This is a genomic window from Ruegeria sp. BC6 (assembly GCF_056539185.1).
The window spans coordinates 196151-222295 of the sequence record NZ_JBQFUM010000003.1 but is presented as its reverse complement, the minus strand read 5'-3'; the positions used below and the strand labels follow the sequence as shown (position 1 = coordinate 222295).

Annotated in this window: 21 protein-coding genes; 7 read left to right on the top strand and 14 right to left on the bottom strand. The window is 62.5% G+C overall.

What is annotated here, in order from left to right:
- Positions 1-3: 3 nt before the first annotated feature.
- The 6 genes from ACR0MM_RS11640 to ACR0MM_RS11615 all read right to left on the bottom strand — a co-directional run bounded on the left by ACR0MM_RS11640 (position 4) and on the right by ACR0MM_RS11615 (position 7333).
- Complete coding sequence (locus tag ACR0MM_RS11640) at positions 4-1242, bottom strand: DNA recombination protein RmuC (protein WP_480696275.1); 1239 nt, start codon at positions 1240-1242, stop codon at positions 4-6.
- Between the two features lie 57 nt (positions 1243-1299).
- A complete protein-coding gene (gene mutL, locus ACR0MM_RS11635) occupies positions 1300-3156 on the bottom strand; it encodes a DNA mismatch repair endonuclease MutL (RefSeq protein WP_480696273.1) in 1857 nt (618 codons plus the stop codon).
- Between the two features lie 282 nt (positions 3157-3438).
- Positions 3439-4368: a metal ABC transporter permease gene (locus ACR0MM_RS11630; protein WP_480696271.1), complete on the bottom strand. Its 930-nt coding sequence runs from the start codon at positions 4366-4368 to the stop codon at positions 3439-3441.
- Positions 4365-5570: a metal ABC transporter permease gene (locus ACR0MM_RS11625; RefSeq protein WP_170364764.1), complete on the bottom strand. Its 1206-nt coding sequence runs from the start codon at positions 5568-5570 to the stop codon at positions 4365-4367. The genes ACR0MM_RS11630 and ACR0MM_RS11625 overlap by 4 nt, the downstream gene beginning before the upstream one ends.
- Before the next feature lie 3 nt (positions 5571-5573).
- Positions 5574-6377, bottom strand: a complete 804-nt coding sequence (locus tag ACR0MM_RS11620; protein WP_170433862.1) for a metal ABC transporter ATP-binding protein — start codon at positions 6375-6377, stop codon at positions 5574-5576.
- A gap of 2 nt (positions 6378-6379) precedes the next feature.
- Positions 6380-7333, bottom strand: a complete 954-nt coding sequence (locus tag ACR0MM_RS11615; protein WP_170342043.1) for a metal ABC transporter solute-binding protein, Zn/Mn family — start codon at positions 7331-7333, stop codon at positions 6380-6382.
- A 197-nt stretch (positions 7334-7530) separates the two neighbouring features.
- Here ACR0MM_RS11615 and deoC point away from each other — a divergent pair, with 197 nt between their 5' ends.
- The 3 genes from deoC to ACR0MM_RS11600 are packed head-to-tail and all read left to right on the top strand — an operon-like array spanning position 7531 to position 11711.
- The gene (deoC, locus tag ACR0MM_RS11610) at positions 7531-8529 is read left to right on the top strand and encodes a deoxyribose-phosphate aldolase (RefSeq protein WP_480696269.1); all 999 of its coding nucleotides are present in this window, start codon (positions 7531-7533) and stop codon (positions 8527-8529) included.
- 11 nt (positions 8530-8540) lie between these two features.
- Positions 8541-10874 (top strand): aldehyde dehydrogenase family protein, encoded by a 2334-nt coding sequence (locus ACR0MM_RS11605; RefSeq protein ID WP_480696267.1) that lies wholly within the window; start codon positions 8541-8543, stop codon positions 10872-10874.
- 27 nt (positions 10875-10901) lie between these two features.
- On the top strand, positions 10902-11711 hold the full coding sequence (locus ACR0MM_RS11600; RefSeq protein ID WP_480696265.1) for an SDR family oxidoreductase: 810 nt from the start codon (positions 10902-10904) through the stop codon (positions 11709-11711).
- Between the two features lie 69 nt (positions 11712-11780).
- Here ACR0MM_RS11600 and ACR0MM_RS11595 read toward each other — a convergent pair whose 3' ends face one another.
- Positions 11781-14429: an AsmA family protein gene (locus tag ACR0MM_RS11595; protein WP_480696263.1), complete on the bottom strand. Its 2649-nt coding sequence runs from the start codon at positions 14427-14429 to the stop codon at positions 11781-11783.
- A 245-nt stretch (positions 14430-14674) separates the two neighbouring features.
- Between ACR0MM_RS11595 and ACR0MM_RS11590 the strand changes: the two genes are divergently transcribed.
- The 4 genes from ACR0MM_RS11590 (at position 14675) to ACR0MM_RS11575 (ending at position 18254) form a co-directional block, all read left to right on the top strand.
- Positions 14675-14944 carry a potassium channel family protein gene (locus tag ACR0MM_RS11590; RefSeq protein ID WP_315901678.1) on the top strand — a complete coding sequence of 90 codons (270 nt, stop codon included), beginning with the start codon at positions 14675-14677 and terminating at the stop codon, positions 14942-14944.
- Positions 14945-15107: 163 nt separating this feature from the next.
- Positions 15108-16187 (top strand): AI-2E family transporter, encoded by a 1080-nt coding sequence (locus ACR0MM_RS11585; RefSeq protein WP_170341131.1) that lies wholly within the window; start codon positions 15108-15110, stop codon positions 16185-16187.
- On the top strand, positions 16184-17248 hold the full coding sequence (locus ACR0MM_RS11580; protein WP_170370224.1) for an HlyD family secretion protein: 1065 nt from the start codon (positions 16184-16186) through the stop codon (positions 17246-17248). Before ACR0MM_RS11585 ends, ACR0MM_RS11580 begins: the two co-directional genes overlap by 4 nt.
- Entirely contained in the window at positions 17238-18254 is a 1017-nt protein-coding gene (locus tag ACR0MM_RS11575) for a DUF2955 domain-containing protein (RefSeq protein WP_480696261.1), read from the top strand. Before ACR0MM_RS11580 ends, ACR0MM_RS11575 begins: the two co-directional genes overlap by 11 nt.
- Before the next feature lie 42 nt (positions 18255-18296).
- Here ACR0MM_RS11575 and ACR0MM_RS11570 read toward each other — a convergent pair whose 3' ends face one another.
- The 7 genes from ACR0MM_RS11570 to ACR0MM_RS11540 all read right to left on the bottom strand — a co-directional run bounded on the left by ACR0MM_RS11570 (position 18297) and on the right by ACR0MM_RS11540 (position 26133).
- Positions 18297-18761, bottom strand: coding sequence for a cupin domain-containing protein (locus ACR0MM_RS11570; RefSeq protein ID WP_480696259.1), 465 nt, complete (start codon positions 18759-18761; stop codon positions 18297-18299).
- 251 nt (positions 18762-19012) lie between these two features.
- Positions 19013-20323: a M16 family metallopeptidase gene (locus tag ACR0MM_RS11565; protein WP_480696257.1), complete on the bottom strand. Its 1311-nt coding sequence runs from the start codon at positions 20321-20323 to the stop codon at positions 19013-19015.
- Positions 20320-21660: a M16 family metallopeptidase gene (locus ACR0MM_RS11560; protein ID WP_480696255.1), complete on the bottom strand. Its 1341-nt coding sequence runs from the start codon at positions 21658-21660 to the stop codon at positions 20320-20322. Before ACR0MM_RS11560 ends, ACR0MM_RS11565 begins: the two co-directional genes overlap by 4 nt.
- Before the next feature lie 80 nt (positions 21661-21740).
- Entirely contained in the window at positions 21741-22256 is a 516-nt protein-coding gene (locus ACR0MM_RS11555; RefSeq protein ID WP_170341119.1) for a DUF3035 domain-containing protein, read from the bottom strand.
- A gap of 50 nt (positions 22257-22306) precedes the next feature.
- Positions 22307-22783: a signal peptidase II gene (lspA, locus tag ACR0MM_RS11550; RefSeq protein WP_170364739.1), complete on the bottom strand. Its 477-nt coding sequence runs from the start codon at positions 22781-22783 to the stop codon at positions 22307-22309.
- The gene (gene purH, locus ACR0MM_RS11545; RefSeq protein WP_480696253.1) at positions 22783-24372 is read right to left on the bottom strand and encodes a bifunctional phosphoribosylaminoimidazolecarboxamide formyltransferase/IMP cyclohydrolase; all 1590 of its coding nucleotides are present in this window, start codon (positions 24370-24372) and stop codon (positions 22783-22785) included. The genes lspA and purH overlap by 1 nt, the downstream gene beginning before the upstream one ends.
- Before the next feature lie 21 nt (positions 24373-24393).
- Positions 24394-26133, bottom strand: a complete 1740-nt coding sequence (locus ACR0MM_RS11540; protein WP_480696251.1) for a heparinase II/III family protein — start codon at positions 26131-26133, stop codon at positions 24394-24396.
- Between the last annotated feature and the right edge of the window lie 12 nt (positions 26134-26145).

Sequence of the window (26145 nt, the reverse complement as noted above, 5' to 3'; positions counted from 1 at the left end):
ACCTCAGCCCTCGGACTTGCCCAACGGCACCACGTTGGCGCGGTCCTCGGGGGCCAGTTCCTCGAAATCGAAATTGTCCAGCCGCTGCGCCCGCCTGCCGGCCTTTTCGGCGCTGATCTTGATTTCCGAGATATCCTTGGCCGCCTGCCCGAAATGCCGGTCGAGATTGGCCACCCGGTCACCCAGACGCTCCACATCCTTGTGCAGCAGGCCCAGTTCCTTGCGGATCGCGCCCGCCTGTTCGCGCATCCGCGCGTCCTTGAGGATGGCCCGCATCGTGTTCAGCGTGGCCATGCAGGTGGTCGGCGAGACGATCCAGACCCGTTTCGAGAAACTCTCCTGCACCAGTTCTGGGAACTTGGCGTGCAGTTCGGCATAGACCGCCTCGGAGGGCAGGAACATCAGCGCCCCGTCAGCGGTTTCACCGTCCAGGATGTATTTCGTCGAGATGTCGGTGATGTGCTTGCGCACCGTGCTGCGAAACATCTGCACCGCCGCCTTCAACTCCATGTCACTGCCCGCGCCCACCAGCGCCTCGTAGGCTTCCAGCGGGAACTTGCTGTCGATCACGATGGGCCCAGGCGGGTTGGGCAGGCGGATCAGACAGTCGGCGCGTTTGCCGTTCGACAGCGTCGCCTGCAGCACATAGCTGTCCGAGGGCAGCGCCTTGGACACGATGTCGTTCAGCTGGATCTCGCCGAAAGCGCCGCGGGTCTGCTTGTTCGACAGGATGTCCTGCAGCGACAACACGTCGCCCGACAGCTTGGTGATGTTGTCCTGCGCCTTGTCGATGGCGGCCAGACGCTCTTGCAACTGCGTCAGCGAGGTCGCTGTCTGTTTCGACGACCCATGAAGGGTTTCCTTCATCCGCTCCTGCATCTCGGCCAGCGCGCGGGCGGATTTCATGGCGTTGTCGGCCAGCCGGTCGTTCATGTGCTGCTGCACCGCCGACAGGCGCGACTCGACCGTCTGGATCACTTGCACCTGCGCATTGGCCTGCGTGTCCGAGACATGCTGCAACCCGCCGCGCAATTGCTCCTGCCCCTGCCCCAACTGCTGCACATGCTGGCCCAGATAGGCCAGCTGCTGCGCCAGCGGCTCGGCCATCCGGGCCGATCGGTTGGCCGCGCGCAGGGCCAGAAACAGCAGGACGAGGATCAGCAGAACCACCCCCGCCCCGATCAGGGCGGCCATCACCATGGGGTCTTCCAGCGAATATCGGGTGCCTGCAATCTCGATCATCTCAACCTGTGCGTTCTTGTTTTGTTTCTTCTTTTCTATCGCCGACCGGCGGCCGGATCAACTGCGGCCGAACAACCGTTCGATATCGCTCAGCTTCAGCTCCACGTAAGTGGGCCGACCGTGGTTGCACTGGCCGGAATGGGGCGTCACCTCCATCTCGCGCAGCAGGGCGTTCATCTCTTCGGCGCGCATCCGGCGGCCCGAGCGGACCGAGCCATGGCAGGCCACCCGGCTGAGGATCGCCTCGATCCGCGCCTGCACCGTCTGGCTTTCGCCCTGATCGGCCAGCTCGTCCAGAATGTCGAGGATCATCGCCCGCGCGCTGACCTCGCCCAGAATGGCTGGGGTCTCGCGCACCGCCACCGCGCCCCCGCCGAAGGGCTCGATGGTCAGGCCCAGGCGCGACAGGTCGTCGGCCACCGCGAGCAGGCGGGCGCAGTCGCCCTCGGACAGTTCCACGATCTCGGGGATCAGCAGCGCCTGCGCGGCCACGCCGTTCTCGGCCATCTGCTTCTTGAGTTTCTCATAGACCAGCCGTTCATGCGCGGCGTGCTGGTCCACGATCACCATGCCGTCGGTGGTCTGGGCGATGATGTAGTTTTCATGCACCTGCCCGCGCGCGGCCCCAAGCGGCAGATGCTCGGGCGGGGTCTGGTCGGGCTGCTCGGCTTCGGCCACGGGCTCGACCACGCTGCCGCTGTAGACATTGGCCAGATCGGCAAAGCCGGGCGCCTGCGCCTGATAGGCCATGGCCCGCGCCGCGGGCGAGGGCCGGTCCATCTGATAGACCCGCGCGGGTGCCGCGGGGGCCGGTTCGGGCCGCATCGCACCCAGCGTTGCGTTGGCCACGGTGGTCGAGGCGCGGTGCCCCGCCTCGGCCAGCGCGTGCCGCAGGCTCGAGACGATCAGCCCGCGCGCCACGCCGGGATCGCGAAACCGCACCTCGGATTTCGCGGGGTGCACGTTCACGTCCACCAAGGTGGGCTCGCAGTCGATGAACAGCGCCGCCGCCGGGTGCCGGTCGCGGCTGAGGAAATCGAAATAGGCCGCGCGCAGGGCGCCGGTCAGCATCTTGTCGCGCACCGGCCGGCCGTTGACGAACAGGAACTGCGCCACCGCCGCGCCACGCGAATAGGTGGGCAGCGCGGCATAGCCATAAAGCCGGATCCCCTCGCGGGTGGCGTCGATCCGCAAGGCGTTCTCGGCAAACTCGCGCCCCAGGATGCGCGCCAGCCGGGCGTGCAGCGCGTCGAACAGGTCTCCGTTCTCGCGGTCGGCGCGGAACACCACGCGCCCCTCGCCCCCGCCCGAGACATCGCGCAGGGTGAAGGTGATGGAGGGTTCCGCCATGGCCAGCCGCTTGACCGTGTCCGAGATCGCCTGCGCCTCGGCCCGGTCGGTGCGCATGAATTTCAGCCGCGCGGGCGTGGCATAGAACAGGTCGCGCAGCTCGACCACGGTGCCGGCGCGCAAGGCGGCGGGCTTCACCGGTTCCATCTTGCCGCCGGCCACGCGGATCTGGGCCGCCTCGGCCCCCGGCGCGCGGCTGGTGATGGTCAGGCGCCCCACCGCGCCCAGCGAGGGCAACGCCTCGCCGCGGAACCCGAAGGTGTGGATGTTGAGCAGGTCCGACCCGTCGATCTTGGAGGTCGCGTGGCGCGACAGGGCCAGCGGCAGATCCTCGGGCGCGATGCCGCATCCGTCGTCGGTGACGCGAATCAAGGTTTTGCCGCCATCGGCGATGTCGATGCCGATCCGGGTCGCGCCTGCGTCGATCGCGTTTTCCACCAGTTCCTTGACGGCGGAAGCGGGGCGTTCGACCACTTCACCGGCCGCGATGCGGTTGATCGCGGCCTCGTCGAGTTGCCGGATTACCGGGCGATTTTCGCTGATATTGGGGTTTGCCTGCGCCATACCGCTAGACCTAGCACAATCGCACGCGATTCTGCCACCGGTTTACGTTGCTTTGGTCTAGGGGGTCGGATCGCCCGGCCAATCGAGATGCGCAACCCGAATTGGTTGCCAGAAGTTTCACGATTGCCCGGACGATCCGTGGTGAGTGGTGGTCATTAACGGTGTAATGGCGCGGTGTCTAACACGGTGCGTTGGACAAATCTGCTTAAGGTTCGCTTGCCCCGTTTGGTGGGCAAAGTTTGGCCGATCACCGACCCGAACCGGTGGCGGGAACACGCCGGATCAGCCCGGACCCGGCGCCGCTGCGCGCATCCGGCAGGGGCCAAACACGGCCGCGACAGCCAGAATCAGGCCGGACATGGTGGCGATCATCCCGGCCGCACTGACGGCGTCCGATCCGCCCAACCACAGCGGGCCATATCCAGCCAGGATATAGCCGGACACGGCGGACAGGATGGCGAAGACAACACTCCAGGCAATCTGGGTCTCAAGCCGGTCGGTCATCATCCGGGCGGCGGCCGGCGGGCAAATGAACATTGCGATCACGATGATCGAGCCGACGGCATCAAACGCGGCCACGGCTGCAATCGCCGCCGCAATCACCAGCGCCATTCCCAGCGCCCCGGTTCGAATTCCGATCGTCCGGGCAAAGCCTTCGTCGAAGGTCGAGATCTTGAGCGGCCGCCAGAACAGCCAGACGAACAGGCTGACACCCACCAGGGTCAGGGCGATCCGAGCAAGCTCGGGTGGCAGACCGGCCAGCGCGACTGGATCCAGCAGCGAGGACCAGCCAGTCGCGTCAAGCCAGATCAGGCTTTCCAGGCTGCCATAGAGTGCGTGTTCGACATCCAGATGAACGCTCGAGGTGTCGGTTTGCTCCAACAGCAGCACCCCTCCGGCGAACATGGTGGTGAACACGACTCCCATTGCGGCGCCCGGTTCGATCTGGCCCAGCCTCCGGATGGTCTCGATCAGCACAACGGCGAAAACCGCCGCGCCCGCGGCGCCCAGCATCATCGGCCAGGTCGAGATCGCGCCGGTGACAAGAAAGGCCACTACGATTCCGGGCAGAACCACATGGCTGATGGCGTCGCCGATCAGTGCCTGTTTTCGGAGCACAAGGAAGTTTCCTGGCAAGGCGCAGGCGATGGCCGCAAAAGTCCCGATCAACAGCGGGGTCAAGGACAGGGGAACGAATTCTTCACCGCTCATGGGCGAACCTCCCGTGGTCCGCCGATGCGGCGGTCGATGTCGTCGATCTGGTCCCGGGTCAGAACCGTTTCGATGTCGCGCAATCCGTCATACAGGGCGGCGGCTGCCTCGTGCGCATTGTCGGCGCGTACGATTTCCCAACGTTTCTCGTCGCGCAGCGCCTTGGCCGCCTGCGCTCTGCCCGCATCCGTAGCCACCCCGTCGGGCCGGGCAAGTCCGGCCTGACGCAGCAGGCGCAATGTGTAGGGCTCATAGATGTTCTGGCCTTGTGCAAGCGCCAGCAACCCCTGTCGGATGTGAACCCGCCGCTGGAACCGCAGATGCCGCACGATCGCGGCCAACACGCCGCGCACCGGAGCCAGAAACAGCGATAGGACAAAAAAACCAAAGCTGAACAGGACGATGATCGGTCCGGTCGGCAAGTTGGGCGCCGAGGCGGACACCGCCGCACCCAGATAGCCCGACAACCCGCCGATGACCCCCGACAACAGCACCACATGGTCGGACCGGTCCGACCAGAACCGCGCCGTGACGGCGGGTATGATCAGCAAAGCCACGATCAGGATCAATCCGACGATCTTCAGCCCGACAACCGTGACCGCCATGACAAGCCCCATCATCGCAAGGTCGATGCGATGCACTGGCAGCCCCAAGGCGGCCGCATATTCGGAATCGAACGCCACCATCATCATGGGGCGGCGGATGATCATGACGAGCAGCAGCGTTGCAGCGCCGCCGATCGCGATGATCAGAGCGTCAGACCACAGCATCCCGGCCGTCGAGCCCAGCAAGAACCCCTCAAGCCCGGCCTGTCGGCCCACCCCCATGGTCTGGATGATTGTCAGCAGAACGATACCAAAGCCGAAGAAGACCGACAGGACCGCCCCGATCGCCGCGTCCTCGGCCAGACGGGTGCGGCGGATCAGCCAGTTCATGCACAACAGACCCACGGCGGCCGAAATCGCCGAGCCGCTCAGCAATCCGATCAGGTTTCGCCCGGTTCCGCCCAGCGCCACCAATACCATGAAGGCGATGCAGACGCCCGGAAGGGTTGCGTGGCTGATGGCGTCACTGACCAGCGCCCGCTTGCGCAGAAACAGGAAGGTGCCTGTCACGCCAGCCGAAAACCCAAGCAGCGTGGCGCCGATGGCAACCAAGGTGGCGTTGTACCCCAATTGCAGGGTCAGAGCGTCCCACAGCATGTGTCAGCCCGCAGTGCCCGAGATCTGGTTGATCTGGGCGGTGGCAAGCCGCCCCCCGTACGCGGCCTGAAGAGTCTCGGCGGTAAAGGCCTGCTCCACCGGGCCCTCGGCAACCTTGCGGGTATTGATCAGGAACACGTGGTCGAAATAATCCGTGACCGTGGCAAGGTCATGGTGGACCACGACCACCGTCTTGCCGGCTTCCTTTAGGGATTTGAGGACCGAGATAATGGCTTTTTCGGTGGCGGCATCGACCCCGGCAAACGGTTCATCCAGCAGGTACAGATCGGCATCCTGAGCAAGTGCGCGCGCAAGGAACACCCGTTGCTGCTGACCACCTGAAAGCTGGCCGATCTGGCGATCCGCAAACTCATGCATCCCGACCCGATGCAGACACTCCATCGCGTGGGCCATGTGTCGCATCCGGACCCGGCCCAGCAAGCCCAGTTCCCGTGACAGGCCCATCAGGACCACGTCGATGACCCGCGTCGGGAAGTCCCAATCGACGCTGGCGCGCTGCGGCACATAGGCGATTCGGGCCCGCTGCCGGTCCAACGCCTTGCCGAATACCAGCACCTGGCCCGACAGCGGCTTGACGATACCCAGCGCCGCCTTGAGCAGCGTCGATTTGCCAGCGCCGTTCGGTCCGATGATGGCCGTCATGGCCCCGGGTTGCACCGTCATGTCTACTGAGAAAATGGCCGGTTTCTGACCGTAGGATACCGTCATCCCCCGGATCACAAGCGGGCTGTCCTGCACCGTCAGGTCCCCGTTTGATGACGATTTGCCAGCCGCAAGCTCCAACATGGTCAGAGCCCCGCCGACAGCTTGCCGGACATGCCGCGTTCGGGCACATCCGCACCCAAGCCCCGTGCAATGACCGTGATGTTGTGATCCAGCATCCCGATATAGGTGCCCTCATAGGTGCCCGGCTCGCCCATGGCGTCCGAATACAACTCACCCCCGACCGAGACGGTATGACCCTTCGCCGCCGCCCCCTCGATCAATGCCCGCATCGACCGATCCGAGACCGAGCTTTCAACGAAGACGGCGGTCAGATTGCGCTCGACCAAAGTGTTGACCAATTCTCCGATCCGGTTCAGCCCCGCCTCGGACTGGGTCGAGATACCCTGTATCCCCAACACTTCGAACCCGAATTCCTCGCCGAAATAGGCAAAGGCGTCATGGGCAGTGACCAGCACCCGGTTGTCTTCGGGTACCTGGGTCAGCACCTTTTTCCCATAAGCGTCCAACTGGTCGATTCCAGCCAGAAAACGCTGGGCGTTGGCGGCGAAATAAGCGGCGGAGTCTGGCCGCACGTCGGTCAGCGCCTTTTGCACCTCGACGACGACATCCTTCCACAAGACCGGGCTCATCCACACATGTGGATCGTATTTGTCGGCATAGTCGGCATGCGCACGCAGTTTCTGCTTGTCGATGGCATCCGCCACGGCAACGACTTTGCGTTTGCGCCCGAGGTCGTGGAAGAAGTCTTCCATCTGCGCCTCAAGATACAAGCCGTGCCACAAGACCAAGTCGGCCCTTGTCGCGGCAACGATATCGCTGCGGGTCTGGCGATAGCCGTGCGGGTCGACACCGGGACCCATCAGCCCTTTGACCTCGACCTGATCACCGCCGACCTGCTGCACGGCGTCCGCAATCATTCCGGTCGTCGCCACGACCTTCAGCGGCGCCTCGGCCCACGCCGCCAAGGGCAGCGCGGCACCAAGAGCAAGGGCAAAAAGAAAACTGCGGCGAATCATATGTGACCTCGTTCCGAGTACCAGTTGAGAATGAATATGCGAACCATTCGCAACTAAGTCAACCGTGTTGCGAATTACTCGCAAGAAAAAGCCGGATTTGTCCATTTGGTCAAAAAAGTGGCCAAAGGCGTCCAGTTTGCCTTTCCTTTGGCCGTTTCCCGTGCGATTTTGGCGCAAACCTCCCAAAGGACGTGACAATGGATACGCAGAGCTCAGAAAGCCCCGTGCGCACCGCGCATCTGCCGCAAGTGACCGAGCCCCGAAACCCTGGCATGGATCTGGACCTCGACTGGGTGCGCGCCGTGCAGGCCAACACCTCGGCCATCGAGCGCCGGGCCGCGACCCTGCCCGGGCGCCGGTCGGTCAAGAAAGAGCATCAGGCCGCCTGGCTGCTGAAGGCGATCACCATGATCGACCTGACCACCCTGTCGGGCGATGACACCGAGGGCCGCGTGCGCCGCCTGTGCGCCAAGGCCCGCCAGCCCGTGTCACCCGCCCTGCTGAGGGCGCTTGACATGCCGCCGATTACCACCGGCGCGGTCTGCGTCTATCACGACATGATCGAAACCGCGGTGGATGCGCTGACAGGCACCGGCATTCCGGTCGCAGCCGTGTCCACGGGCTTTCCGGCGGGCCTGTCGCCCTTTCACCTGCGCGTGGCCGAGATTGAGGAGAGCGTGAAGGCCGGGGCCGAGGAGATCGACATCGTGATCTCGCGCCGCCATGTGCTGCAGGACAACTGGCAGGCGCTGTATGACGAGATGAAGGCGTTCCGCGCAGCCTGCGGCGAGGCGCATGTAAAGGCCATCCTCGCCACCGGCGAGCTGGGCAGCCTGCGCAACGTGGCGCGTGCCTCGCTTATCTGCATGATGGCGGGGGCCGATTTCATCAAAACCTCGACCGGCAAGGAAAGCGTCAACGCCACCCTGCCCGTGTCGCTGGTCATGATCCGCGCGATCCGTGACTACTATGACCGCACCGGCTATCGCGTGGGCTACAAGCCCGCCGGCGGGATTTCCAAGGCCAAGGATGCGCTGGTCTACCTGTCGCTGATCAAGGACGAGCTGGGCGACCGCTGGCTGCAGCCCGACCTGTTCCGGTTCGGCGCGTCGTCCCTGCTGGGCGATATCGAGCAGCAGTTGGAACATTTCGTCACCGGGGCATACTCGGCCGGTTACCGGCACCCGATGGGCTGAGGACAGGAACAATGACAGTCAAAGAGATTTTCGAGACCATGGAATACGGACCCGCCCCGGAAAGTGCCGCCGAGGCCCTGGCATGGCTGGTCGATCAGGGCGACAAGTTCGGCCATTTCATCGACGGCGCCTTTACCAAGCCCGGCAAAGGATTTGAAAGCCGCAACCCGGCCACGGGCGAGGTTCTGGCCAAGCTGACCCAGGCCACGCAGGCCGATGTGGATGCCGCCGTCGCTGCCGCCCGCAAGGCGCAACCCAAATGGGAAAAGCTGGGCGGCCCGGCCCGCGCCCGCTACCTCTATGCCATCGCGCGGCTGATCCAGAAACACGCCCGCCTGTTCGCGGTGCTGGAGACGCTCGACAACGGCAAGCCGATCCGTGAATCGCGCGACATCGACATTCCTCTGGTGCAGCGGCATTTCTACTATCACGCGGGTATGGCCCAGCTGATGGAAACCGAGCTGCCCGACGCACAGGCGCTGGGGGTCTGCGGCCAGATCATCCCGTGGAACTTCCCGCTGCTGATGCTGGCGTGGAAGGTGGCCCCGGCGCTGGCCATGGGCAACACGGTGGTGTTGAAGCCTGCCGAATACACCTCACTGACGGCGCTGCTGTTTGCCGATATCTGCATGCAGGCCGGTCTGCCCAAGGGCGTGGTCAACATCGTCACCGGCGACGGCGCGGTGGGCGAGATGATCGTGAAGGCAGACGTGGACAAGATCGCCTTTACCGGCTCGACGATCGTGGGGCGCCGCATCCGCGAGGCCACCGCCGGGTCGGGCAAGTCCCTCACGCTCGAGCTGGGCGGCAAGTCGCCCTATATCGTCTTTGACGACGCCGATGTCGACAGTGCCATCGAAGGTCTGGTCGATGCGATCTGGTTCAACCAGGGCCAGGTCTGCTGCGCGGGGTCGCGCCTGCTGGTGCAGGAGGGCATCGCCGAACGGTTCTATGCCAAGCTGCGCGCCCGCATGGACACGCTGCGCATCGGCAACCCGCTGGACAAATGCATCGACGTGGGCGCCGTGGTGGACCCGGTGCAGCTGCAGACCATCACCTCGATGGTCGAGGGCAACGCGGTAGGCCAGGTTTACCAGCCCGCCTGTGAGTTGCCATCGAATGGCTGCTACTACCCGCCGACGCTGATCACCGGACTCGAGACCTCGGACCCGCTGATGCAGGAGGAGATATTCGGCCCGGTTCTGGTCTCGTCGACCTTCCGTACCCCGGCCGAGGCGGTCGAGCTGGCCAACAACACCCGCTACGGACTGGCGGCCACGGTCTGGACCGAGAACGTCAACCTTGCGCTGGACATCGCGCCCAAGCTGGTCGCGGGCGTGGTCTGGGTCAATGCCACCAACCTGTTCGACGCGGCCGCGGGCTTTGGCGGCGTGCGCGAAAGCGGTTTTGGCCGCGAAGGTGGCTGGGAAGGGCTGAGTGCCTATACCAAGCCCAAGGGCAAGACCAAGCCGCTGGCGAAAATCGAACCCGTCGTGGGCGAAGGCGGCCCGGTTGACCCAATCGACCGTACCGCCAAGCTCTATGTCGGCGGCAAGCAGGCCCGGCCTGATGGCGGCTATTCCCGCGCGGTCTGGGGCAAGGCGGGGCTGTTGGGCCATGTGGGTCTGGCCAACCGCAAGGACGTGCGCAACGCGGTCGAGGCCGCGGCAGGCGCGGCGAGCTGGTCGAAAACCACCGGCCATCTGCGGGCGCAGATCCTGTATTACATCGGCGAGAACCTCTCGGCCCGCGCCGACGAGTTCGCGCATCGCATCGACGCAATGACCGGCCGCAAGGACGGCGCGAAAGAGGTCGATGCCGCAATCCAGCGCCTGTTCACAGCCGCCGCATGGGCCGACAAGTATGACGGCCAGGTGCATGGCGTTCCGATCCGGGGCGTGGCGATTGCGATGAAGGAACCGGTGGGCGTGATCGGCGCGCTTTGTGCCGACGAGGCGCCGCTGCTGGGTCTGGTCTCGGCCATGGCCCCGGCGATCGCGATGGGCAACCGGGTGGTTCTGGTGGCGTCCGAGCCCTATCCGCTGGCGGCCACCGATTTCTATCAGGTGCTGGACACCTCGGACGTGCCCGCCGGCGTGGTCAACATCCTGACGGGCAGCCATGAGGAACTGGCCAAACCGCTGGCCTCGCATCTGAACGTGGATGCGGTGTGGTCCTTCTCGTCGTCGGACCTGTCAGCGCAGATCGAGGTCGTCTCGGCCGGGAACCTGAAACGGACCTGGGTCAATAACGCGACGGCATTCGATTGGGGCATGGACCACACCCGCCGCTTCCTGCAGGCTGCGACCGAGATCAAGAACATCTGGGTGCCCTACGGCGAGTAGGGCCCCTTCCAAAGCGGGAGGCTCTACATGGACTTTGCAGGAAAGACGGTCGTCGTCATCGGCGGGACCAGCGGTATCAATCGGGGCATCGCCGAGGCCTTCGCGGCCTCGGGCGCCAAACTGGCCGTGGCCAGCCGCTCGCAGGAGAAGGTGGACGACACCATCGCCGCGCTGAAGGCGGCCGGCGCGGCCGAGGCCATCGGCGCGGCCTTCGACGTTCGTGATGCCGAGGCGGTCGCCGAGGGGCTGAAACAGTTCCACGCGGCGCTCGGCGATTTCGACGTGCTGGTTTCGGGGGCGGCCGGCAACTTCCCAGCGCTGATGGCGGAGATGTCGGTCAACGCCTTCCGCACCGTGGTCGAGATCGACCTGATGGGCACCGTGCATGTGCTGAAAGGCGCCTATCCCTATCTGAAACGGCCCGGCGGCAACATCATCAACATCTCGGCTCCGCAATCCTATCTGCCCTACGAGGGCCAGGCCCATGTCTGCGCGGCCAAGGCGGGTGTCGATCAGATCACCCGCACCCTGTCGATGGAATGGGGCGTGGAAGGCATCCGGGTGAACTCGGTGGTGCCGGGTTTCATCGAGGGCACCGAGGGCGCCAAGCGTCTGGCCCCCACACCCGACGCGGGCAAGCAGTTGCTGCAGGACGTGCCGCTGGGCCGCTGGGGCACGCCTCAGGACGTGGCCAACGCCTGTCTGTTCCTGGCCTCGGACATGGCCAGCTATGTCAGCGGTACGGTTCTGGCCGTGGACGGGGCGCTGTATCAGCGCGGCTCGGGTCAGTTCGGCCAGATGATGGGGCAGATGCTGCGCAGCATGAAAAAGGGGTGATCCGCGTCCGACAGGCTTGGCCGGCCTTGCCGAACACAGGCAGGGCCGTGGCCGCTTGGCAAACCGCCCCTACTGCAACTGCAGGATATCCGGGATGCAGAGCTTTCTTTGTGCAGGCATCTGGTCTGCACCATCCGACCGCTTCAGCCTTTTCGGACCATCCTTGACTTTGACCTTGGGCTCAGCGAGCGCGCCCCTCAGGGTCACCGGCCACGGGCTGCGCGCAAGTGGCTCGCCAATCTTTCTTGGCTGGATGTTCAGGTCCAACACCTTGTCCGTCAGGTCGACAGCGCCAAAGACAACGACCTGAACATGATCTGTTTCCAGCGTCGTCTGTTTCGTCTCGATTTTTCCGTTGGAAATGCTGATCGGCGCGCGCAGGCACACGATTGGCGCCACTTTCTGTTTTTCCTTGGTAAATACCCACGGAAGAATACCCAGCCCGGCCAGATCCAGAAGCTGGGTTTCGATCGAACCGTCGCGCATGGAAACCGTGGCATTGCCACTCATGCTACCGACGAATTGCTTGACGGTGTCCGTGCCCCCCGTAACCGAGAAATCTGCGTACACCGTACCGCTGGCGCCCTTCTTGAAGTTCAGGTTTTGCAGAAGGTCATCCAACTGCCATCCGCCCGCCTTTCCGGTCAGGGTCAGCAGATGCGCCTCATTCGAAAGATCCATTTGCCCGCTTACGTCGAAATGACCACCTCCGTATTCAAACTTCAGAGGTCCGGCCCGTAGCTCGTTTTCGTCCAGAGTCAGTTCGCTCTGCAGGCTGCTGATGCCCTTTGCGCCCTCAATGTGACGCAGGTCTATATCGACATCTACATTCACACCCGACAGCAAAATGGCCCGCCCGATGGGTTTGAGGGTCACATCCCTCAACGGACCTGTGTCACCGTCGTCTTTTTCGGCATCTTCCTGCTCCGGCGGTGAACCACCTATCTTGCGCAGTTGGGCGGCCGCCTGAACGATGGTCCGGATTTGATCGATTTTTATCAGATCGCTCTCGATCGACCCCTGCAGCACGGGATCGCTTGTTGCATCGTCAAGATCCGCCGCGATTTTCAAGACTGACTCGGAAACCTCGACATTGGCATTGGCATTCCAATCGGTGCCTTCACTTACCAGGTCGATTTCAAGATGGGCCCGACCGGTGTCCACCGGCTCCAGCGACAAGGCCTTCAGAAGATCCGCGCCAGACGGAACATCCACGCCGATCGCGAGATCCAGATTCTCGAACTTGAGGACATTTTCTACGGACCCGTGCACCTCCAGGTTCCAGACCTCGGTTTCGCTTGTCTGACCATCCAGATTGGTCAAAGCAAGTTGTTCGATGTTTCCGTTCAAATGAAAGTTTCCCGAAAACCTGCCCAACTGGTCATCGGGGCCCAGCAGTTCGGGCGAGATCAGACTGCTTGCCGGAATATCAATCAAACCTTCGGCGGATACGCCCTGCAACTGCAACGCATCCTCGACCGAACCGGTCAGAATGATAAACGGATCGGCGGGGTTTCCGATCCTCAAATTGATGTTGCCCACGCTCAGGGCACCCTCGGGCGTTCTGGCAAGCTCGGAGAATTTGATCGGCGGCGGGCCCTCACCAGAAGTGTCCAGCGTGAAACCGTTCGTTTTGATAACCATCTGCCGTTGCGGGACCTGTCCCGGGACACTGTCGATGACCATATCCACAGCGATAAGCTTGAGGTCATACCTCGAGGTAGCCGGAGCCGGCTCGGCATCCTCTGGATACAGGCGAATGCGGGTCGTCAGAGAAACATCTTCCGGATTGCCCAATTCCCCGATTTGTCCGGTGACGGAAAGGCTTTGGCCACCATCCAGCTTGGCCAGAACAGACAGGTCATCAACCCGTGCGACGCCGTCTGCCAGCTTGAATGTTGCACCAACACTGCCCGAACCCTCCAACACGCGGTTGAGTTTCAGGACATCGAGCAGTTGACCCAATTGACCGACCTCGAGGGTCGCCTTGACCTGAAGGCCGGTCTCCACAGGAATCTGTTGGGCTTCGACCGAAATCTGATCAAAGTTCCATGCCACTTGGAACGTGTCCTGGGGCGGGAACGTGCCCTTCAAGTCAAAACTCTGACCGTTGAGCGACCCCGTTCCGACCGCCGAGGCAACATCGGTTTCGGCATCGCGCTGCAAAACCAGTTCTGGAAGCTGCAAGTCCAGTCCAATGCCGTTCAGGTCGTTCTGATAGAGTACGGTGACATCCTTGAGGTCGATCGTGCGATCCGTCAGGATACCGGCCAAAGGTTGGGTCGGGCGTTCCGAAGTCTTGTCGGTTTCGGCCCCGGTGCGCGAAAAGGACTGCCAGTTGGTCACGCCTTCTTCGTCTGTGATCAGGTTCAGATGAACTCCCGACACTGAAAGATTGCTCACCGACAGCTGGCTGTTCCACAGGTCCCGTGCAGATACTTCGAACTCGATCTGATCGATCGCCGCCAGATCCGCCTCGGCTTTGGGCGTAGCGGGCAGAACCAGTCCAGCTGCTGATACCTGCAACTGACGGCCAAGGCCCAAACGCACCTCATCCTCAATCAAGACCTGCTGGCCCAGCTTCCTTGAGATCAGGTTCTCAACGAAACTGGTCCGCACCGACGAAAACAAAGCGGACGACAGAAACAGCCAAGCCGCGGCAAAAACCACAAGCGCGACCGCGCAACAGATCAAGACACCTTTGACAATTATTCGCACGTTATCCCTCAGCGTCCCGATTCAGCATGTGATTACCCTAGAGCATTTATCCATCATGTTAATGGAATACATGTTTCGCGCGCCTTCTGAGGCCACGAGATTGCCGTTGCCCGGGCCAACTCACCCTTTGGATTCACACAATCATCCAATTACTGCTATACGTGAATTCTTTTGCGAATGAGGGCATGATGAATTCACTGACCAGAATAACGCGTGGGATAGGTGTCGCTTTCAAGGACGGCAGAGTGAAAGGCATACTCGCCTTCACCGTCGGAATGATCCTTTGGGCGTCCGTGTTCTACCATTTTGTCGAGGGGTGGAGTTGGTTGGACTCCGTCTATTTTTCCGTAGTGACGATCTCGACCGTGGGTTTTGGCGACTTTTCTCCTGAAACCGCTGCGGGCAAGATCTTTACGATGGCGTACATAATCGTGGGTCTGGGTATCTTCGTCACCGCCGCCACGACCGTGGCCGACACGATCCTATCCCAGGAGGATGAGACTCCGAAAAAATAGGCTCTGGCAAGGTGAGCAACAGCGTGCTTTGCACCTCAGGATCCGCTTGCAAATTGGGGGCTGAGTCAACCACCGCACTGCCGGGCATCCCCTAAAAGCTCAAAAAATATACATATTTACTTTTTTGAGTGTAACATACGGAAAAACATACCAGGGGGATGGAATGGAAAAGACTCAGGACGCAAAGATTGTCGACCTTGCGATAAGGTTACTGTTTCTCGGGCTGTTTCTCTACAGCGCCTTGGTCATGGTTGCCCCGCTTGCAAGCGTCGTCATCTGGGCCACAATTCTCTGCGTTGCGCTTTATCCCGCCTTCGATTGGCTTCAGTCCAAGCTGGGAGGACGGAAGAAGCTGGCAACGACGATCCTGGTTTTGCTGGGTCTGGTTCTCACATTGGGGCCGGTAGCAACGGCGGTATCTGGGGCTGCGGAACTGGGGTCCGAGTTTGCCGAGCAAGCTGACAAGGGCGAGTTGAAGATACCGCCGGCGCCAGAAGGCCTGAAGGATCTGCCTCTGGTCGGCGCCAAGCTTGCCGATGCCTGGGGCATGTTCGAACGGAACTTGGATGGTGCGCTTGCAAAATACGGCGCGCAAATCCTCGAGATCACCAAATCGCTCTTTGGCAAAGTCCTGGGGATCGGAATCGGGCTTCTCGGCCTTGCGCTGTCGGTGTTGATCATGGGCGCCCTGTTCAGCCCCGGACCGGATCTGGTGCAGGGCCTTCAGCGCTTTGCCAACCGCGTCTTTGCGCCACGCGGCGGCGAATTCGTCACTCTGGCTGGGGCCACGATCCGGAACGTCACCAAGGGCGTAATCGGGGTTGCCGCCATTCAGGCCGTCGTTGTTTGGGTCTTGTTGGCGCTGTTCGGGATATCCTCGGCCGCGACGCTGGCGTTCATCTGCCTGATCCTCTCGATCATCCAGATCGGCCCCGGCCTCGTCCTTCTGCCGCTGGTCATCTATGCATGGAGTTCCATGTCCGGCGGTGCGGCGCTGATCTTCACCGTTCTGGCCATTCCCGTCAGCATAATGGACAGCTTCCTGCGGCCGGTTTTCATTTCAAAAGGCCTGGAGACCCCGATGCTCGTGATCCTCATCGGGGTGCTGGGCGGGATGATGGCCTATGGCCTGATCGGCATCTTCATGGGTCCGGTCTTGTTCGCCGTCTTCTACGAGTTGTTCAAGGTCTGGATCGACGCCTCACCAGCGACCGATGACACCGCCGAGGGAGCCGCAAAATGAGGAAGACGATCTGGACGACACTGGCCGTCATTCTCATCTTCCTCACCTGGTATCTGGTTGCCGACCGCAAGACGCCGTTCACCGGGAACGCACGGGTAAAGGCCGTGGCGACCCAAATCGTTCCGCAGGTCACGGGAACCGTGATCGAGGTATTGGTAGAAAACGGGCAGGTCGTCTCGGCCGGCGATCTGCTGGTTCGGATCGACCCGAGACCCTACGAGATTGATCGCGACAGAGCCCAGGCCGACCTTGAGGCGGCCACTCAGGAGGTCGGCGCATCCTCGGCCGAGGTAAGTGCGGCGCAAGCCAAGTTGGCCCGCGCGCAGAGCGATCTGGATACGATGCGCATTCAGACGGAGCGGGTCTTCGCGCTCGAGAAGAAAGGGCTGATTGCCATCTCGAAAGCCGACGACGCCCGAGGCCAGCTGGCCGAGTCCGAGGCGAACTATGAAAACGCCAAAGCGGATCTGGAGAAGGCCAAGCAAAGGCTTGGGGACGAAGGGAATGAGAATCCCAAAATCCAGCGTGCCTTGGCGGCTTTGGCCGATGCCGAGCTCAATCTGGAATGGACCGAACTGCGCGCGCCGGCGACCGGTGTCATATCCAACTTGTTGATTGCGCCCGGCACATACGCCCGGTCCGGCCAGGATCTGCTGACCTTTCTTGATGCGACGGACGTGTGGATCGAGGCGTATTTCACCGAGAACAATCTGGGGCGCGCCACCGTCGGGTCTCCGGTGGATGTCGTGCTGGATATGCACCCCGGTCAGATCATCCCGGGCAAAATCGAAAGCTTCAGCGCGGCGGTCTCGCTGAGTGGTGGCGACACACCCGGACAATTGGCAAGCCCGCCGAGCACCAAAGGCTTTCTGCGCGAACCTGAACGGTTTCCCGTGCGCATCATACTGCCGGGCTACGAGGCCGGAAGCGCGGAAGACGACCTCAGGTTTCAGTTGAACGGTCAGGCGGATGTCATCATGTACCTCAGCGACAACGGGATACTGAACGCGGTCGGTCGGACATACATTCGTTTGGTTTCGATCTTTTCTTATGCGTACTGAGGACAGACACGCCGTTTACAGACTTGCACTGGGTGTGACCGGCGTCTTTTCTCTGGGGCTTTTCCTTGGGTGGCCATTGGCGGTTGTTGGCGCGGTGTTCACCGCGCTCTTCCTTCAGGCACCTACCGCGTTGCCCCTGGCCGCGTTTGCGAAACTGTTCATCTTCTCGATTGCATTGATGTTCGTTTCTTTCCTGCTTTCATCGGTTTTCGCGCCCTATCCGGTCGTGTTTCTGATACTGGTGGCGATCGGGATAATCCTGTCCTTCATATGGTCCGTGTCTGGTGCCGGTGTCCTGCCGGGCGTCATCGCCCTGATGGGGGCGCTGATGATCCCCAACCTCGTTCTGCAATCTTCGGATCTGGCGCTTGTGCTTGTATTCTGGATCCCGCTGAACCTGTTGTTTGCCGGTTTCGTATCGACGCTGATGTTCACGCTGATTCCGGCCGCCCCCCAGACAGCCACGCAGGCCAAAGCCGCATCCGCCGCTGATTTTGACAAGCATAGGCGTATCGTCAGAATGTCGCTTGTCACGGTTCCTTTCGCCCTGGCATTCTTTGTGTCTGGTGCGTCTGCCCTGCTGGTTCTGTTCTTTGTGGCCCTTCTCAGCCAGCAGCTCGCTGCGATGCCTGCCGCCGGCAAAGCCGTGGCCAAGGCGATGCTGACGGCAAACCTGCTCGGCGCAGCAGCGTCCATCATCTGCTACGAAGTCAACGTCATCGCGCCGGTCATTCTCACGCCGATCCTGCTGTGCTTTTTCGCCTGCGTGACGCTGGGCGCGCTCGGCAAATCCCAGATCCCGCTGGCCGCCGCCGCCGGATCGGCCCTGACGACGGTCTTGATTGTCTACGGCGGGTCGATTTCACCGTTTTCGGACGAGGCTGATGTCAAAAGCATTACTCGGGTTCTGCAAGTCGCAAGCGCGGCCCTGTTCGTCATCATAGCCTACGTGGTCGTGGATGAGTTCTGGCCGGAAAAGAAACGCGAAAATCCGGTGAATGCTTGACGCAGCCGCCAACTTTGGCACCCGAGGCAAATTGGACCGACGTCAAAGCTGCAGGGGCGGCCCCAGAAACTCGATCTGCCATTTCTCGGAGAATGCATTCAGCACGCCGCGGTCGGGAACTCCGTCTGCCATGATGTCTCCTAGCCCGTTGAAAAAGGCGACCGTGTCGAAGGATGGCAGTATCATGACCAGTTGCCGCGCTGGCCCGTCGGAAAGGTTGCGAAACGCATGCGTGGCGCCCCCGGGGATCGTTACGACGTCGCCTGTTTCTGCAACAAAACGCTTTCCATCGCACTCGTAGAGATACCGCCCGTCCAAAACGCGAAAGATCTCAGTTTGTGGGTGACGGTGCAGAGGCGGGCCAAACCCCGGTTCATTTATTGTCTCTATGACCGAGATATTCTCGTCGGTGGTGTCGTGCGGTATCCGGACAAACAACTGCAGTCCGATCGCCGGGACGTGGATGGGAGGGTCGGTCAACTTCGAATGCCAGAAATGATAGGGCATCGATGACCCCTCCTTCCTTACCCGCGAAAATAGTTCCGCTTCATGATGACATCTGTCCATCAAGTGAAACAAGCCCGCCGGCGGACGCGCATGACCGTGAATACCGTACCGGTTTTACGGAACAGGTGGCGGATACGCGGACGATCCACAGGTTGCGGACGCTTCCGGTTCAAGGGACCCGGGGCGAGCGGCGCTGAATGGCCGCTCGTCAAGAATTCTGCAAAAGGCCTGCCGACTGCCGGCCCTTCGCGTCAGTTCGTGGTCTCAATCCCCTCGGGTTTGCCCACAACCACGAAATGCAGCCCGTCCGGGTCCAGCAGCTCGGCCGCGACGCGGTTCACCTCGTCCAGCGTAACCGCGTTCACCTTGTCGTTTCGGGTCGCGATGTAGTCGATCGGAAGATCTTCCATCTGCATGCCCACCATGATGCCCGCGATCTGGGCATTGCCGTCAAAGCGCAACGGATAAGCGCCGGTCAGATAGGTCTTGGCGTCGTCCAGCTCTTTCTGGGTTACGCCTTCGGTCGCCGCGCGCCGCCATTCGTCGCGAATTACCTCGATAGCCTGCCCGATCCGGTCATTGGCCGAGGATACCGACCCAAGATAGACCGAGGCCAGATCCTTGGGCACCAGATAGGTCCCGACGCCATAGGTCAGGCCGCGTTTTTCGCGCACTTCCTGCATCAGGCGGCTTTCAAAGCCGCCGCCGCCGAGGATGTGGTTCAGGATGTAGGCTGCAAAGAAATCCGGATCGTCGCGGTCGATGCCCTTCTGGCCGAACAGCGCCACTGATTGCGGCGTGTCGAACTCGACCACCGTGACGCCACCGGGGATCGTTACCTCGGCATTCCCGGGAATCGGTTTGCCCGTTTCGGGAAGGTCCGACAACAGATTGTCCAGCAACGCACCCAACTCTTGGGGTGTGATGTCGCCCACTGCGCCCACATACAGACGGTCCTTGGCGAAGACGCCTTTGTATGCGTCGATGATATCGTCACGGGTCAGGGCCGATACGCTGTCGATCGAGCCTTTGCCGTTGGATCCATACGGATGATCGCCATAGGCCATTTTGGCGAATGCCTCACCCGCGATGTCATTAGGGTCGGTCTGTTCCGAGCGCAGCCCGGACAGGACCTGCGCCCGAACCCGGTCGATCGCGTCCTGATCAAAGCGCGGTTTCTGGATGGTGGTGCGCAGCAGGTCAACGGCGTCGTCCCGGTTTTCAGTTAGGAACTGGGCCGAGATCGCAACACTGTCATCCGTGGCCCTGTATCCGATCGACGCCGCCAGGGATTCCAGCGCCCGCGCATAGGTGCGGGAATCCATGTCGCCCGCGCCTTCTTCGAGAAGGCCGCTCATCAGATAGACCGCGCCGCGTTTGTCGGGATCGTCCAGTGACGTGCCCCCGCGGAACCGCAGTTCCAGCGCAGTGAACGGGATCGAGTGATCCTCGACCAGCCAGGCCCGGATGCCGCCGGGCGAGGTGACCTCCTGAATCTTGATCTCGGCCCAGGCAGGCAGAGCGATCAGCAGGGCGATCAAGGGGGCAAGGAAACGGATCATTGGGTCACCTCGTCATCACGCATCAGCCAGCCGGTGACAGACGCTTCGGGCTGAAGCACCTCGCGCGCGGCGGCGATGATTTCTTCGCCGGTGACGGCCTGCAAGATGTCGGGCCAGGCCTGCACGTCCTCGACCGTCAGGCCGCTGGTCAGCGCCCGGCCATAGCGGTTGCCGATTCCATCGACATTGTCTCGGGCATAGACCTGTGCGGCGCGCAGCTGCATCTTGATCCGGTCCAGATCCTCCGGGTTGACGCCTTCTGCGATGAAATCGACCACCGCCTGATCCATCGCATCCTCGGCCTCTTGCAGCGACACGCCTTCAGCCGGAACAACGATCAGATCAAAGGTCGTGTCATCCAACGACACCCCACGATAAAACGCCCCGGCATATACAGCCAGTTGCTGCTCAAGCTGCAGTTTCTCGTTCAGGTAGGACGTGGTGCTGCCGCCCAGCAGTTCGGCCAGCAAGAACAACGCGGCAGCCTTTTCCTGTGCACCGGCATCACGCTCGGGCGCGAGGTAGCTGCGCTGAACATATGGTTGCGAAACCCGCGCATCCTTGAAGGTCAGACGCCGCTCGGCGGTCTGCGGCGGTTCCTGCGATCGGACCCGTTCAGGCAGGTCCGGGTTGGCGGGGATCACGCCATAATACGTCTCGGCCAAGGCTTTGACCTCGCCGGGGTCCACATCGCCAGTCACCACCAGGATCGCATTGTTGGGCGCGTAATAGGTCTGGTAGAAGGACAGCGCGTCCTCCATGTCCAATGTCTCCATCTCGTGCTTCCAGCCGATCACCGGAACGCCGTAGCGGTGGTTGAGATACTGCGCCGCGCTCATCTGTTCGCCGAACAGGGCGCGGGGGTTGTTCTCGGTGCGCTGGTTGCGCTCTTCCAGGATCACGTCGCGTTCGGTTGCGATGTCGCTCTCGGTCAGCCGGATGTTGCGCATCCGGTCGGCCTCCATCTTCATCATCAACTCCAGCCGGTCGGCCGCGACGCGCTGGAAATAGGCTGTGTAGTCATACGAGGTGAAAGCGTTGTCGTTGCCCCCATTGGCCGCAACGGTGGCCGAAAGCTCGCCCGCCTCCATCGTATCGGTGGCCTTGAACAGAAGATGCTCGAGGAAATGCGCCACACCTGACGACCCGATCGGCTCATCCGCCGATCCGGCCCGATACCAGACCATGTGCTGAACCACGGGCGCGCGGTGATCTTCGACCACGACGACATCCATGCCGTTGTCCAGGGTAAAAGTGGTGACGGCCTCGTGCCCGGTTTCGGCCAAAACCGGGGTTGCGGTCATCAAAGCGGCGCAAAACGCCAAGGCCCGAGCCATGGGGCATCCTCCGTTTCGTTACGGTGTTCAAACTACGGTGACGCCGAACGGGTTCAAGAGCGATGACGGAAAGTTAAGAATTATTCATCCGGCGGCGACGAGGGTGTTTCCACGCCCTGTCTGCGCAAAGCTTCGGTCTGCACCTGGGGATCGATGGAATTGCGCTTGTAGACCTGCGAATAGCGGTCCACCTTGAACAGGCGCAACCGCGTCCACCGGCTTTGACGCTTGCGGAAATCCGCATCTTCCTGCGCCAGAACCTGGCGGGTGTTGGGGGAAACGCCATAGCGGCTGGAAGCCGTCACCAGCGCCCCGTCCGACGACGGAATACCAGTGCCGGGGTTCAGCGCCCCGGGATTGCCACCCAACGCAGCCACGGCATCGGCATTCGGGTTCGGGTCGGTCAGGTTCGCGCCACCCGGCGTCGGCGCGGGCAGGAACGCATAATCTTTGGGCTGGGTCAGTGGCTTGACCGGCATGACCGAAAACTCGTCGGGCCCGGGCCCTGGCGCTTCGAGATGGCGCAGGCCGATATCGGAACATCCTGCGACCGCAGCAGCAAGTGTCAGAGCAATAATGGCGCGCGGCATCCGCATCTTGGTCTCCAGCCTGTTTCAGGCGCTTTTATCGCATAACATCCGGCGCGTCACGAGGGCTTTTTGCCTTCGAACAGCACCAACCCGAGGGCACCCGCGAAAATGAACACGTCGGCGAGGTTGAAGACGAACGGGTTGTTGATGCCACAGCAGGACATGTTCAGGAAATCCAGAACGTATCCATACAGCACCCGGTCAACCACGTTCCCCAACGCTCCGCCGATCAGCAATCCGCCGAGAACCAGCATCCGCGTTGATGCGGCCGTTCGCCAGAGCCAGACGAAAACGCCGATGCTGATGGCCAGCGAAATAGCGATGAGAAACCAGCGCGCGGCTTCGGAATTGCCCTGAAACAGGCCGAAATTGATGCCGCGGTTCTCGCCGTACCGAAAGGTCAGCAGCGGCGGCAATACGTCGATGCCGCCGGGCCGGTCGGCCACGCGCAACACGTGGACCACCAGGTACTTGCTGAGCTGGTCGATCACAAATGCGGCCAGCCCGGCCCAGAGCAGAACCCGGACCCGCATCAGTGACGGAAGTGCCGCATGCCGGTGAACACCATGGCCAGACCGGCTTCGTCGGCGGCGGCGATCACCTCGTCATCGCGCATCGACCCGCCCGGCTGGATCACGCAGGTCGCGCCTGCGGCGGCGGCCTCCATCAGCCCGTCGGGGAAGGGAAAGAACGCGTCCGAGGCCACGGCCGAGCCGATAGTCAGCGGTTCGGGCAGGCCCAGACTTTCAGCCATACGCTCGGCCTTCTTGGCGGCGATCAGGGCGGAATCCACCCGGCTCATCTGGCCGGCGCCGACGCCCACCGTGGCCTCGTTCTTGACGTAGACGATGGCGTTCGACTTGACGTGCTTGGCCACTTTCCAGGCAAACAGCAGATCGCGCATCTGCTCGGGCGTGGGGGCCAGCTTGGTCACGACCTTGAGGTCATCCATCTCGATATGCCCGTTGTCCTTGTCCTGCACCAGCAGCCCGCCGGCCACCTGGCGCACGGTCTTGCCGCCGGCGCGCACGTCGGGCAGCGCTTCGGTGGTCAGCAGGCGCAGGTTCTTTTTGGCGGCAAAGATCGCCTTGGCCTCGTCGGTGGCGCCGGGGGCGATCACGACCTCGGTGAAGATGCCGGTGATTTCGCGCGCGGTTTCCGCGTCCAGCGGCCGGTTCAGCGCCACAATCCCGCCAAAGGCCGAGGTCCGGTCGCAGTCGAACGCCGCCTTGTATGCCTCGAGCAACGTGGCGCCCGTTGCAACGCCGCAAGGGTTGGCATGTTTGATGATGGCGCAGGCGGCGCTGTCGCGCGGGTCGAACTCGGCCACCAGTTCAAAGGCGGCGTCGGTGTCGTTGATGTTGTTGTAGCTCAGCTCTTTGCCCTGATGCTGAACGGCTGTGGCGACCCCGGGGCGGCCCGAGCCATCGACGTAGAACGCCGCCTGCTGGTGGCTGTTCTCGCCATACCGCAGGGGCTGTTTCAGTTCGCCGGCGAACACGCGGCGCTTGGGGGTGTCGATCTGCAGCGCGTCGGCCAGCCAGCTGGACACGGCCGCGTCATAGGCTCCGGTGCGGGCATAGGCTTTCTGCGCCAGCCACTGGCGGAAGCCCAGCGACGTCTTGCCGTAGTTTTCCTCGAGCTGATCCAGCAGGGCCGAGTAATCCTCGACATCGACCACCACGTTGACGAAGGTGTGGTTCTTGGCCGCGGCGCGGATCATCGCGGGGCCGCCGATGTCGATGTTTTCGATGCATTCGTCATAGCCCGCGCCCTTGGCCACCGTTTCCTCGAACGGGTAGAGGTTGACCACCAGCAGGTCGATCGGGCCGATGCCATGCTCCTGCATCGCCGCCACATGGGCGTCATTGTCGCGCAGCGCCAGCAGGCCACCATGCACCATCGGGTGCAGCGTCTTGACCCGGCCATCCATCATCTCGGGGAACCCCGTGACCTCGCTGACATCCTTGACCACAAGCCCCGCATCACGCAGCGCCTTGGCGGTGCCGCCGGTCGACAGCAGCTCGACCCCGCGGTCGGCCAGGGCCTTGCCCAGATCGATCAATCCGGTCTTGTCGGAATTGGAAAGCAACGCGCGGCGCACGGGGTGAAGGTCGGTCATGGGTCCAAAGATCCTTTTGGCTCAGTCGAAATCGGGCTCGTCCCGGTGCACGTCGCGCACGGCATAGGCTGTATCCTGCGCCTTGCTCAGCGTCCACCGGATGCGCGTCGCATACTCGATTGCGCGGCCGGATAGAACGATCTGTTTTGTCGCGCGGGGCTTCAGACGGCCTTTTTCCAGATAAACGCTTGGCTCAAGAGACAATTTTCCGGCGCCGTCATGGCGAAAAACCCAGATCTCGCCGCTTTTGAGCGCCATCGACACCGCAGACCCCCCCAGATCCAGCGCTGCGTCCACGTCCGGATGCAGGTGAAACCGGATGTCAAAACCGATCCCTGACAGCTTGGATGCGTCAACCGCCCGGTCGAACTGGCGTTTTGCCTTGTCGGTGGCCGTCAGAAGGATGTCTTCACCTGTTACCTCGCGCCCGTCAAAGCGCAGCTCAATCGTACGGGCATGGGTAAGTCCGAACACCTTGGCGTACCCATCATGGCCCGCCATCACGCGCGCGCCTTCGAACGAATCCTCGAACTCTACCGGCACCTCGCTCGGGCCATCCACCAGCGCTTCGTTCGCGGTTCCCTTGGTCGGGGCAGCCAACCGGGCGCTGGAGTATCCATCCAGGCAAAGGGTCGAGTGCGAAGGCGTGGCCCGCCCGGCCCGGCGCCACTCCAACCCGAAGCTTTCGCCCGAACCGCAGTTGACGATCAATGGCCGACGACCCGAGGTCAGCTCGAAAGCCAGCGTCGAGGCGTGCGCCATGTATGAGGCCGCCCCTTTGGCCGGGGGTGCTGCGTCGATGATCACCGTGGTGCGGGCGGCGGCCAGACGGGCATAGCCCATGGTCAGGCCTTTGACGGGTTTGGGCTTGACCCCGCTTTGGGCCAGCGCCTGTTCCAACCGGCCTTCCACGCCGCGGCCACCGCCGTGGAACCGGGCCAGCCCGCCATCGGCATGACGCAGGCTGCGCAGGGTCGGGGCAATCCGTTTGATTGCTGCCGTCTGAGCGGCGGGCGTGCCGCGCCCCACTTCGCTGAGCGCAGCGGAAGTCCAGGCCAGCAGGGTAAAGACCTCGAGCAATTCCTCCGGATTCCGCGTGGGAATGCCCCCCTGCGCGTCGATCTGGGCCTCGCATTCCCGCGCCAAAGCCCGAACGGCCGGGTCCGAGATGTCTTCCATCCCCTCCAGCGCCAAACCGGCCTGAATCAGGCCGGCCAGCGCCTCGAAACGGGGCAGCCCCGGTGTCGCCGTGTGCCAGCGTTTGGACAGGAACCAGGTCTGTTGTGACAGAGACCGGAAAAACAGGCGGCTGTGGGCCTCGTCCATACCGCGCAGCAGGAACAGCGCGTGATTGATCCAGCGGATCAGGCGGCGTCCGGTCAGGTCCGGAGCCCAGCCCGGACCCTGCCCCTTGCCGTGGGTCTCGATCCAGCCCCAGACCCAGCGTTGCGCCTTTTCCCGTGCCGCGGCATCACCCACCGCGGCCAGATCGTCCAGCCAGGCAAACCCGTGGCGTTCAGCATCGAATGCGGCGTTGGGGGCCACGACCTCCCACAAGCCTGTGTCCGGGGCTTCGACTAGGTAACCCGCAAACAAGAGATTTCCCGCCACCAGTTGCCGCCCGCGCGCAAAGGAACCGACAGTGCGCGGCTCGGGCTGACCGACAAAGCCGCTGACAGGTTTGCGGCGCTGGCTGAGGCGCGCGTAGAGACGGTTCTGAAACCGCACCCATCGGTTGGCCATGGTGTCCGAATTCGACATGACGTGTGTTGC